The sequence below is a fragment of the Desulfocurvus sp. DL1XJH-121 genome, from assembly GCF_054819825.1.
This window is the reverse complement of the sequence record NZ_JBTVWW010000030.1, coordinates 24,204-35,253: the sequence shown is the minus strand read 5'-3', so window position 1 is coordinate 35,253 and position 11,050 is coordinate 24,204. Positions and strand designations below refer to the sequence as shown.

The window sequence follows — 11,050 nt, the reverse complement described above, 5'->3', positions numbered from 1 at the left end:
GCCGGAGAAGGGCAAGAAAAAGGCGGCCGAGGCGGCCGCCTAGAAATCACCCCGCCAGGGGCGGCAGTGTCAGGTGATAACCATCTCAGCACACCCTGGGCCACATGGCTGGACGCATACAATGGAAGCGAACTGAGCAGGCGGACAAGTCGAGCTAGGCTATACCCTAGCTAACATTAATTTGCTTTTTTTTCGCAGAAAGGGATAATGTCTTCATTAATTAGGATTTTGATGGACCATGAAGACTAGATAGGCATACATCAATATAAAACAGATCAATCCTTTCCGGAGCCGTAATGACAAGTGCTGAGGCTAGAGCAATCTATTCTAAATTTGCTCATGCTGTGGCTTATATTGATATAATTATGCCCTCTGGAGACCGTTCAATTGGCACAGCTTTCCATATTGGCGAAGGTGTATTTCTTACGGCTCGCCATGTAGCAGAGAATGTAATTTTAGAGATTCGTATTAGCGAACCTATTCCTGTCAGAGCAGTTGAAATTTTTTCAAAATATAATGTTCCGGAAGATGCTATTGCTAAAAACGATGAAGAGCTCAAAAAGATTCTAGGACACTACCCCCTTTACAAGCATTGGTCCAAACCACTTGAAATTGAGGCTGGCCCGTTCTTCCACGAAGATAAGAATGTCGATCTTGCTGTCTTCAAAGTTAGCAACATTCATCGCAATGCATCTGTTACACTCCTAGGAGACCACTGGGACGACTGGATATATCGTTATATATGGCATCTATCTGACACAGTAGTGCTGGGATACCCACCAATTCCAATGTCTAGTGAACCTCTTCTGATTGCTTCAATGGCCAAAATACTGATATATTTCATTCCAAGGCACTCCACCGGTATACATTTCATCTTGTCAGGAATTCCACGTGGAGGTTTTAGCGGTGGCCCTGCATTTACAGAATCAGGAGAGGTTCTTGGTGTTGTCACATCCTCTCTTGTTGAAAATGGCATGCCTTCTGAACTTGGATATGTTGCTGTTATATCTGTCGAAACGATTGTGAAATGCCTTGAATTGAACAAAATGTATCCACAAATACAAAAAGATCACCATCGTCAATATATCAAAAATGCCTCATCTCAGAAGCCAGACTAAATTATTTATATAGTGTCAAAATCAATCGTTTATGCTTCGTTCTTACGCAGGCTCCAGCAACATTTTGCTTTTCATAGTTTTTGGCGTAGGATTGCTTCCGTTCCAAAGGGGAATACAAACTCACAGTTAGTTGAATAATGAAAGTTCAATAATAGGTCACAAATTATCAGTTTATTAATTCGAAGAGACTTCCAAAATCCTGGGGATACGCTCTCCTCTCCTCGCTACCAAACAAAAGGCCCCATGAATTCACTACGGGGCCTATTTCATCATACCACGAAATGGGATCAGATTTCCCGGACCAGAAACTTGGCAAGGCGCAGGCCAAGCCGCCTGCGGGCTAGCCCCTCATACGCCAACGCAAAGGGCCGCCCAAGGGCGGCCCTTTGCGTTGGCGACGACCCCGGCCTCAGAGCTCCTGGGCCAGGACTCCGGAGAGCCGGGACGCCGCGGTGAGGAGGAGCGACCAAAAAGGTGTCCGGGCCCTGGCGGCCAGGTCCGCGAGGCAGCGGGGCGCCCAGCGGGCGAAATGCGCGTCCAGGAAGGCGCGCAGGTCCGCCAGCGTGGGCTGCGGATGCCTGCCCGCCGGGTCATGTTCGGCCATGGCCGCGTCGAACAACCAGCCGCAGAACGCCGTCTCGAAGCCGATGTGGTCCTCGGCCTCGTAGCCCACCGCGCCGATCTCCCAGCGGAAGCGGGCGTACCAGTCGCGCACGGCGCAGGTCTCCTCGGTGAACAGGGTCTTCTCCTCGGAAACCCACACCGACTCCCACAGGGGCACGGGCAGCTCCGGGACGCGGAACAGGGCGTCGAACTCCGCCAGGGCCTCGGCGCGCACGGCCTCGTCCTCCAGCAGGCCGTGCAGGGCCGTCTCCAGGGGCCCCAGGGACGCCTGGATGCCCGCGCCATCGAAGAACACGCGCCAGGACTCCGCCAGGTCCGCCGCCCGGGCCAGCACGGGCATCCCGGGCTCGGCCGCGATCTCGTGGAAGCTGCGGCAGGCCACGCCGGTGAACTGCAGGAACGTCCCCAGGACGGTCTTATCCGGCCCCGCCACGGGGCCCGCTTGTCGTGCCGAATCCATATCGCCTCGCGCCCGGCCCGCCGGAGGGGACGCGCGGGCGCCCCTCCCGGCGCCGGGGCCGGTTCTAGAATCCCAGCCTGATGTTGGCCGCGTAGAACAGCATGCGGCCGACGATGGTTCCCGCCAGCAGCAGGGCGGCCCCCAGGTAGATGAAAGCGCTCCTGCGCGGCATGCCGCAGACCATGATCACGCCCCCGGCCGCGTAGCAGACCGTCTGGGTCAGGGTCATGCACACGGCCGCCGTGGAGAACACGCCGAGCAGCATCGGATCCAGGGAGGCCTGCATGCCGCCAAGCCAGAAGGCGGGCAGCGCCAGGGCGAACAGGCCGCCGACCACGGACACGCCCAGGCTGACCCTGAGGCGGCCGTCCTGCCTGGCCTCCGGGGCCACGGCCATGATGCCCGCCCCGCCCAGCAGAAGCATGGAGGCGACGAAGGACAGCACCGAGCCCCCGGTGTTCCACAGGGGCGCAGACCTGTTGCCCGCGTAGATCTGGGCCATGGCCAGCACGAAGCAGACCCCGGCCGCGCCCGTGAGCCAGTTGCCCTTTTCCGGCAGCACGCCCGTGAGGCGCAGCAGCACCAGGACCCCGAACACGGCGCCCAGGCATATCTCGCGCGAGATCCACGACGAGCCCAGGCCGTTGAGGCTGAAGAACGCGGGCCCCAGGGAATGCAGGTGCGAGGCCGCCGCGACCATGGCCACCACGCCCAGGGCCAGGACCGCGCGCCACGCGCGCCGCTCGGCCGCCGGGTGCTCGTGCAGGCCCGTGAGGCAGACCAGGAGCGCGATGCCCGCCGCCAGCTGCCCCAGGACCGTGAACAGGACAAGAGAGTATTCATACGACATGGCTAGAACTCCTCCCTGTTTGCCAACACCGAGGCCGACTCCCTGACCGAGAGGGAATCGCGGTGCGGGATCAGCGACATGTTGGGCCCGGTGAGCGAGCTGTCCGGCAGGGGCGCGGCGTTGGCCCGGCCCAGCCTGGCGATGGTCGCCTTGCGCGGCGCGATGTGCAGCGCGCGGCTGGGGCACGCGGCCACGCAGGCCGGTTCCTTGCCCACGGCCAGGAAGTCCCGGCACATGTCGCACTTGGTCATGTGCTTCTTCACCGGGTCCAGGCACGGGGCCGAGTACGGACAGTTCCACAGGCAGTTGCCGCAGGCCACGCAGCGGTCCGCGTCGATGGCCACGATGCCGTTCTCCACGCGCTGCATGGCCCCGGTGGGGCAGGCCACGATGCAGGGCGCGTTCTCGCAGTGGTTGCAGGCCACGGACATGTAGTAGGCCAGCACGGTCTGCGAATAGGTGCCGTCGCCGCCCGGGGTCCAGTCCCCGGCGGAGCATTCCAGCACCTTGCGCCAGAGAACGCCCACGGGCAGGTCGTGCTTGTCCTTGCAGGCGATCATGCAGGCCTTGCAGCCGTTGCACCGGGAAGCGTCGAACACGAATGCGAGTTCCTGATTCAGATCAATCATGGCGCGCCTCCTTATGCCTTGCTGACCTGGACAAGATTGGTGTGCTGCGGGTTGGCCCGGCTGATGGGCGTGGGCCGGTACGCCGTGAGCACGTTGATGCAACCTCCGACGTCGATCTTGCTGCCCGGGGACTGGGGCTTGAGCCAAGCCCCCTGCGGCAGGCAGAGCACCCCGGGCATGATGCGCGGCGTGACCTTGGCCCGCACGCGGACCTCGCCCCGGTCGTTGAAGACCCGGACCAGGTCGTTGTGCGCGATGCCCCGCTCCCGCGCGTCCAGGGGGTTGATCCAGAGGGTCTGGGGCTGCACCTCCAGGAGCCAGTCCACGTTGGCGTAGTGGGAGTGGGTGCGGCCCTTGTAGTGGTTGCCGAAGAGCTGCAGGGGATACTTCTCCTTGGTCTTCACGTCCTCGAAGCCCTCCCAGGTGGGCACGTACTGGGGCACGGGCGGGATGACCTCGCCGAGCCGGCCCTCGTCCAGCTTGCGCTTCATGGAGAGCTCGAAGAGCTTCATGGAGAATATCTCCACCTTGCCCGACGGGGTCTTCAGGGGGTTGGCCGCCGGGTCCTGGCGGAAGGACTCGAAGGGGATGGGCAGGTCCCGGCCCTTGGCCCGGTAGTGCACGCCCAGCTTGCGCGCCTCGGCCACGGTCTCGGGCAGCTCGGGGAAGATCTTGCGCGTGAAGCCCTGGTAGAGGAAGTCGATCCAGCCCTCCCTGTCGCGGCCCTCGGTGAACTCCTGCTCCACGCCCAGGCGCTTGGCCAGGTCCACGCACACGTCGTACACCGGGCGCGACTCGAAGAACGGCTTGACCGCCTCGGTGAGCAGCACCCAGTCGGTGTTCATGGCGTAGCTGGGGCCCTGGATGTCCGTCTGCTCCGGATACATGCAGCTCGGCAGGACGATGTCCGCCCAGCGCGCGCTGGGGGTCATGTGCGTGTCCATGACCACGATCATCTCGCACTTGCTCTCGTCGGAGAGCACGCGCGCGGTGTTGTTGACGTCCGAATGCTGGTTGACCAGGGTGTTGCCCGCGTAGTTCCAGATGAACTTGATGTCCGTGGGGAAGCTGTCCGCGCCGATGACCCCGTCCTGGTCCGCCGTCAGGCTCTTGCCGTCCTCCACGGCCTTGAGCCAGAGGAAGACCGGGAACCTGGCCGTGACCGGGTTCTTGCCGATGGGCAGCTTGGGCGTCTTGCTCTGGTGGTAGCTGTCGTAGTCGCCGTTGTTGCCGCCCCGGATGCCCATGTTGCCCGTCATCACGGCCAGCATGGCCACGGCCAGCACGTTCATCTCGCCGGCGGCCTGGCGCTGGATGCCCCAGCCCTGCATCACGAAACAGGGCTTGGCCAGGCCGATCTCGCGCGCCAGCTTGACGATCCGGGCCGCGGGGATGCCCGTGATGGGCGCGGCCCATTCCGGGGTCTTGGGAACCTTGTCGTAGCCCGTGCCCAGGATGTAGTCGCTGTAGGACGAGTTCTCGGGCGCGCCCTCGGGCAGGGTCGCGGCGTCGTAGCCCACGCAGTGGGTGTTCAGGAATTGCGTGTCCACCATGCCCTCGGCCATGAGCACGTAGGCGATGGCCGAGGCCAGGGCCGCGTCCGTGCCCGGGCGGATGGGAATCCACTCGTCGGCGATGGTCACGCAGGTGTCGGTGTAGCGCGGGTCGATGACGATGATGCGCGTGGCGCCCTTTTTCTTGGCCTCCAGGATCTCGTACTGCAGCCCGCCGCCGCCCGAGCGCGTCTCGCTGAAGTTCGCGCCGAAGAACACGGCCAGCTTGGTGTGGGCGATGTCCGAGATGCGGTTGCCGGAATAGCCGCCCTGCCCGTAAAAGCAGGTCAGGGCCGCGCGGTTCTGCGCGGAGCTGTAGTCCGAATAGCCGATGGAGAAGCCGCCCAGGCAGTTCATGAGCCGCCAGAAGTTCTCGCGCCGGGTCAGGGGCCCGGTGATCACGCCGCTGGCGTAGTGGCTGTAGACCGAGGCGTTGCCGTAGGTCTCGATGCAGTGCTTGAGCTTGCCTGCCACGATGTCCAGGGCCTCGTCCCAGGAGATGGGGGCGAACTTGCCCTCCCCGCGCTTGCCCACGCGCTTGAGCGGGGTCTTCAGCCGGTCCGCGGAATACATGTGGCGGCGCATGGAGCGCCCCCGGGGACAGGGGCGCGGCTGGAAGATGCCGTTCTCCCAGTCGTCCTCCACGCTGTCGTCCGTCTCGATGCGGATGATCTTGTCGTTGCGCACGAACGCCTTGAGCACACAGGTGTTGCCGCAGTTGTTCACGCAGGCCGTGTAGATGAACGGATCGTCGGGAAGTGCGGGAATGGGCGAGGCGGAAGCCTCGCAGGGTCTGAACAGGCGGGAGAGGCCCAGCCCCCCCGTTGCGCACGCCGCGCAGGAAACCGCCCCCAGCTTCAGAATGCTCCGCCGCTCGTTGTCGAACGCGGAATCAACCGTCTTGTGTCGTCCCATGGAGTCTCCTCCTCTCAGCGGATAGAAACAACATCAGATGATGGAAACCTCTTCGATGCCCCCCTGCCCCGGCCTTGAATCAGCAACCGGATATCCATGTTAAAAAATTCACTAATCAATATAACACGCCACAATATAAGCGTTATAACATCGATACGAGCCCGTCAATAGGGTCAAAAATAGAACAGTGCCCGCACATGAACGCGCGACGTGGGCACCGGGAAATATAGTTAAAATGAATCTCGGCCCAGGACGGAAAAGATATGGAAACGCGGCCAGCCGGCCCCGTAGTCGGAGCAACCGGGACGAAACCGCTGCCGTCGGCACGGGAAAGCCGGGGCCGGAATCGGGGGCGGCCCGGGCCCGCTGCGACAGGGGCCAACACGCCAAAAACAAACAAGGTACCCCCGGCAAGGCGCGCCTCCGGCAACGGGAGAAGGCGCGTTCCGACCGGATGAACCACAAAAAAAAGGCCACAATCTCAGAGGAACGAGACTGTGGCCCTTTGACCTTCCTTGGAGCCAGCGTGGAGAATTGAACTCCAGACCTGCTGATTACGAATCAGCTGCTCTACCATCTGAGCTACGCTGGCAAATAAAGCGAGAACCGTTGATATACGCGCACGCCAAGGGAGTCAAGCCGATTTTCCACGCCGCACGCAAGCACCCCGAATGGCCGCCGGAAGCGGCCAGATTCGGGGCCTCAGCGCCCCCGGAAGCGGATCTCCACGTCGCCGGGGGCGTAGCCCTTGAGCTCGCGCAGCATGCCCGAGACGGACGCGGCGAACACGCGCTGCACAAAGGGGTTCATGGCCAGGGGACGGCCGTCCACCAGGACCTCGACTTCGGAATACAGCGACACGCAGTCGCGGACCTCGGCCCTGCCCGCCACGATGTCCCGGGCCAGGGCGGCGCAATCCTCACGGCCGCAGGCCCCGCAGTCCAGCCCGGCCAGGGCGAACCCCCGGGCCAGCACGAGATCGGCCAGTGCGGCCACGCCGTCCACGTGCTCCAGGCCCGGGCCCTCGACCCGGCCGTAGCTGGCCAGGGCCAGGCCCGGATCCAGGCTCCCGGCGTCGGCCTCGGAGCGCAAGAGCAACACGCGCGGCAGCCAGCCCAGTTCCTTGCCGCCCTCCACCACCAGGACGTCGGGGGCCAGGACAGGCAGCAATTCATGGAGGTTGCGCTGCCCCTCCCAGAACACGGCGGTCCCGTCCGGGGTCATGAACACGGCCCGGCCGTAGGACTTGCGCAGCCTGTCGGAATCCGTGTCCGGCACGTCCACGCCCTTGTGGCTGGTGAACTTGACGGCCGCCGCGCTCACGCCCCTGGCGGCCAATTCCCGGCCCAATTCAACGGCCAGGGTGGTCTTGCCCGAATTCTTGAAGCCCACGATTCCAACCGCGATCATGCCGTTCCCCTTGCGTTGGCGTCCTGGCAGGAAGGAAATGGTCCCGTCCGCAATCCCACTCATAAGCGATCCGCCACGCCCCCCGCAATCCTCGGTCCCGCGTCGCGCACGCTTCGAAAATTTCAGGCCGACGGCGAATCCGCCACCATGCGCCCGGCGCTCAGGCGCAGGATCACGTCGCAGACCCGCTCCAGCCAGGCCGCGTCGTGGCTGACCACCACGAGGGTCGTGCCCCAGCGCTCCCGCGCCGTGAGGGCCGCGTCGTGGATGCGCTCGGCGCTCTCCTCGTCCAGGCTGGCCGTGGGCTCGTCCAGGAGCAGCACCCGGGGCCGCAGCACCAGCCGCGCGGCCAGGGCCACGCGCTGGGCCTCGCCGCCCGACAATTCGCGCCAGGACCGGCGCGCGAAAAGCTCCGGGGGCAGGCCCACCATGTCCAGGGCCGATTCCACGCGCCCGCGCGCCTCCTCGCCCCGGACGCCCCGCACCTTGAGGCCGTAGCCGACATTGGCGGCCACGCCGCGCCGCAGCAGGTAGGGCTCCTGGGTCATGAGGGTCACCTCGCGGCGGGCCCACTCGTCCCCCACGCCCAGCGCCCGGCCCCGGAAGCCGACCTCCCCGCCGGCCGGAGCCTCCAGAAAGGCCAGCAGCCGCAGCAACGTGCTCTTGCCGCTGCCGTTGGGCCCGGCCAGGCCCATGATGCCGCGCTCGGGAACGTCCAGGGCCGGGACGCGCAGCACCTCGCGGCCGCCGTATTCCTGGACGATGTCGCGCAGTTCGTACAGGGCGCTCATTTCTCCGCCACCCTCCTCAGCCCGACCACCGAGAGGTTCACGGCGAAGGCGATGATCAGCAGCACCATGCCCAGGGCCACCCCCATGGCGAACTGGCCCTTGCCCGTTTCCAAGGCGATGGCCGTGGTGATGGTGCGCGTGTGCCATTTGATGTTGCCGCCGACCATCATGGAGATGCCCACCTCGGAGACGATGCGCCCGTAAGCCGCCGCCCCGGCCAAAACCATATGGTAGCGCGCCTCCCAGAGGGTGGTCAAAAGGACCTGGCGCGCCGACGCGCCCAGGGTCATGAGGGTCTGGGCCAGGCGGTGGTCCATGTTCTCCACGGCCGTGGCGGTCATGGCGATGACGATGGGCAGCCCGAGGATGGCCTGGCCCAGGGCCATGCCGGGGATGGTGAAGAGCAGGTCCAAATCCCCAAGGGGGCCGCGCCGGGAAAGAAACCCGTAGACCAACAGGCCGATGACCACCGTGGGGAAGGAAAGGAGCGTGTCCACCACCGTGCGCAGGGCCCTGCGCCCGCGAAACCGCGCCCGCCCGAGGACGAAACCCAGGGGGGCCCCCAGCAGCAGGCTGGCGGCGATGGACAGGCTGGACGTGCAGACCGTGACCCGCACGGCCGACCAGGTCTCCCCGTGGCCGGAAAAGAGCAGCGCGAAGGCCTGCAGCAGGCCGTCCAGAAGAAAGTCCATGGCGCTCCTGAAAAAGGCCGGGAGCGCATACGCCCCCGGCCCGTCATTGCGGCTTGGCCCTACTCGCCCGCGTTGGGCGTGAACAGCTGCTTGCCCATGAGCCGGAAGTCGGCGATGCGCTTCTGGGTCCCGGCGGAAGCCATCCACTCGATGTACTTCTTGGCCAGGTCATACTGCGCCTTGGGGCACTTCTTGGGATTCACGGCCATGGCGCTGTACTGGTTGAAGAGCACCTTGTCGCCCTCCACCAGGATCTTCAGGGCGGGCGCGCCCTTCTCGTTGGCCTCGTACTTGATGTACGTGCCCCGGTCGGTCATGGTGTAGCCGCCCTTTTCCTCGGCCACGCGGATGGTGGCGATCATGCCCTGGCCCGTTTGCACGTACCAGGCGTCCTTGTCCGGAACGGCCATGCCCGCGGCCTTCCAGAGGGAAATCTCCTTCTTGTTCGTGCCCGAGTTGTCGCCCCGGCTGCAGAACACGGCCTGCTTGGCGGCCATGGCCTTCATGGCCGCAACCACGCCCATTCCCTTGACCCCGGCGGGGTCGGCGGCCGGGCCGATGATCACGAAATCGTTGTACATGAGCTGGGTCCGGTCCACCGCGTTGCCGGCCTCGACCTCTTTCATCTCCGAGGCCGGGGCGTGGACCAGGAGCACGTCCACGTCGCAGTTGCGGCCCATGGCCAGGGCCTTGCCCGTGCCCACGGCCGTCCATTTCAACTCGATGCCCGTGTCCTTGGCGAACTGCGGGGCCAACTCGTCCAGGAGCCCCGTGTTGTCAGTGCTGGTGGTGGTGGCCATCATCAAGGTCTCCCCGGCCGACGCCGCGCCAGGCATGCAGAAAACCATGCACAGGCATGCCGCAACGGCAAATATCCGCACGTTTCTCATTGGATCCCCCTTATACTGGTGATTAGGTAGGTTATGGCAGGTCTATCACATGGATTCATGCCAAGCCAACGGTTTCATATATGCTCAATGTTTGACACCAAAGATTCTTCCGGATCTCAACGAAAAGCGCTGCTAACCATCAGTATTTCATCAAATTTGCACCCCATTTCCATCGCTTCCCAAAAGGTGTAGCATTGCTCACACTCTGACACCCAACCGCGAGGCGCGCCATGACCATGACGGGCGAGACAGAACGGCGAATTCTCTCCAAACGCTTGGCGATCGTGCGCAGCCGCGACCACATTCCCGCGGCTCTGCTGGACGTGGTGGAAAAGGTCTATCTCAGGCAGATCCAGGCCCGCGAGGAAGCCGCGCCGCCCGCACCCGGCCGCCGGGCCGATGCGGACCTGCACGCCCAGGGCGCGCCCCTGTGCCCCCGCTCGGAGTTCCCCCACGACGCGGCCCAGGCCGCCGGGCTGATGCGTGAATTCATCGAGCTGCTCAAGACGGCCGGGGCCCCGGCCTCCCTGGCGGCGACCACCGTGGAGGCGGCCCTGGACACCGGGGAGGTGGAACCCGAAACCGTCTTCCGGGCCTACCTGGATGAAAACGGCGAATTCTTCTCGGCCTGGGAGGAACGCACGCCCGAGGCCCCGAGAACCATGATCTTCCTGGCCCAGGCCAGCCTGACCCCGTCCATAGCCGCCGCCGCCCGCGCCATGGCCGCCGCCCACGACCTGGACACGGTCTGGACGCACCAGTACTGCCCCATGTGCGGCGACCTGCCCCTGATGGCCGAATTGCGCGGCAAGGAAGGCGCGCACTACGCCAGCTGCTCCTTCTGCCGCACGAGCTACCGCATCCCCCGCATGGCCTGCGCCTTTTGCGGCGAGGCCGACGCAAAGAAGCTGGCCTACTTCACCGCCGAGGACGAGGCCGGGTACAGGGTGGAAGTCTGCAACTCCTGCAAGACGTACATCAAGGCCTCGGATTTCCGCGAGCTGGACAAGCAGCCCCTGCCCGTCATTGACGATCTGGAATCCCTGGCCCTGGACATCCTGGCCGACAACGAGGGCTACAACCGCCCCACCCTCTCCGGGCTGGGGTTCTAGGGCCGC

General features: G+C 64.2%; 10 protein-coding genes and 1 tRNA gene. 2 read left to right on the top strand and 9 right to left on the bottom strand.

What is annotated here, in order from left to right:
- The first annotated feature begins 296 nt into the window (after positions 1-296).
- Complete coding sequence (locus ACYYG1_RS15860; RefSeq protein ID WP_461211310.1) at positions 297-1,118, top strand: S1 family peptidase; 822 nt, start codon at positions 297-299, stop codon at positions 1,116-1,118.
- A 409-nt stretch (positions 1,119-1,527) separates the two neighbouring features.
- Here the strand turns inward: ACYYG1_RS15860 and ACYYG1_RS15855 are convergent, their stop codons facing one another.
- The 9 genes from ACYYG1_RS15855 to ACYYG1_RS15815 form a co-directional block, all read right to left on the bottom strand.
- Positions 1,528-2,202 carry a TorD/DmsD family molecular chaperone gene (locus ACYYG1_RS15855; RefSeq protein ID WP_461211309.1) on the bottom strand — a complete coding sequence of 225 codons (675 nt, stop codon included), beginning with the start codon at positions 2,200-2,202 and terminating at the stop codon, positions 1,528-1,530.
- A gap of 64 nt (positions 2,203-2,266) precedes the next feature.
- A complete protein-coding gene (locus ACYYG1_RS15850; protein ID WP_461211308.1) occupies positions 2,267-3,052 on the bottom strand; it encodes a dimethyl sulfoxide reductase anchor subunit family protein in 786 nt (261 codons plus the stop codon).
- Positions 3,053-3,054: 2 nt separating this feature from the next.
- Positions 3,055-3,681, bottom strand: a complete 627-nt coding sequence (locus ACYYG1_RS15845; RefSeq protein WP_461211307.1) for a 4Fe-4S dicluster domain-containing protein — start codon at positions 3,679-3,681, stop codon at positions 3,055-3,057.
- A gap of 11 nt (positions 3,682-3,692) precedes the next feature.
- A complete protein-coding gene (locus tag ACYYG1_RS15840; RefSeq protein ID WP_461211306.1) occupies positions 3,693-6,149 on the bottom strand; it encodes a DMSO/selenate family reductase complex A subunit in 2,457 nt (818 codons plus the stop codon).
- 516 nt (positions 6,150-6,665) lie between these two features.
- Positions 6,666-6,741: transfer RNA gene (locus ACYYG1_RS15835), tRNA-Thr, on the bottom strand.
- 110 nt (positions 6,742-6,851) lie between these two features.
- Positions 6,852-7,622, bottom strand: coding sequence for a molybdopterin-guanine dinucleotide biosynthesis protein MobB (locus tag ACYYG1_RS15830; RefSeq protein WP_461211305.1), 771 nt, complete (start codon positions 7,620-7,622; stop codon positions 6,852-6,854).
- 59 nt (positions 7,623-7,681) lie between these two features.
- On the bottom strand, positions 7,682-8,350 hold the full coding sequence (locus tag ACYYG1_RS15825; protein ID WP_461211304.1) for an ATP-binding cassette domain-containing protein: 669 nt from the start codon (positions 8,348-8,350) through the stop codon (positions 7,682-7,684).
- Entirely contained in the window at positions 8,347-9,042 is a 696-nt protein-coding gene (locus ACYYG1_RS15820; RefSeq protein WP_461211303.1) for an ABC transporter permease, read from the bottom strand. The genes ACYYG1_RS15825 and ACYYG1_RS15820 overlap by 4 nt, the downstream gene beginning before the upstream one ends.
- Positions 9,043-9,101: 59 nt before the next feature.
- Positions 9,102-9,932 (bottom strand): ABC transporter substrate-binding protein, encoded by an 831-nt coding sequence (locus tag ACYYG1_RS15815; protein WP_461211302.1) that lies wholly within the window; start codon positions 9,930-9,932, stop codon positions 9,102-9,104.
- Positions 9,933-10,162: 230 nt separating this feature from the next.
- On the opposite strand from ACYYG1_RS15815, the gene ACYYG1_RS15810 reads away from it, so the two are divergent.
- On the top strand, positions 10,163-11,044 hold the full coding sequence (locus ACYYG1_RS15810; protein ID WP_461211301.1) for a formate dehydrogenase accessory protein FdhE: 882 nt from the start codon (positions 10,163-10,165) through the stop codon (positions 11,042-11,044).
- Positions 11,045-11,050 lie beyond the last annotated feature (6 nt).